We start from the raw sequence: 294 nt of genomic DNA on the forward strand, positions 1-294 counted from the left end.
CGTCAGATAGGTCTCGTCCGGCCGCAGCCGGGCCAGCTGACGGCCCAGCACCTTCGGTGAGCGGGCCGACAGCGCCACCGACGCCCCCGCCGCCAGTGCCGGGACCAGTACGAAGAAGGTGCCGCCGAGCACCGCCGCGCCCGGCCCCGGCCGTACCAGGCCGTCCACCGTGCGCATCCCGGCGGCCAGTGTGGCCCGGGTGTGCACCACGGCGCGCGGCGCGGAGGTGGTGCCGGAGGTGAACACGATCACGGCGTCGCCGTCACCGTCGTACCGGGGCGGCGGCCCACCTGG

At 76.5% G+C, this 294-nt stretch carries 1 pseudogene; it reads right to left on the minus strand.

Annotated features, from left to right (window positions below):
* Positions 1-294: pseudogene (locus AA75_RS42610) on the minus strand (AMP-binding protein); the annotation flags it as partial.

The sequence above is a fragment of the Kitasatospora sp. MBT63 genome (genome assembly GCF_000710465.2).
Lineage (GTDB): Bacteria > Actinomycetota > Actinomycetes > Streptomycetales > Streptomycetaceae > Kitasatospora.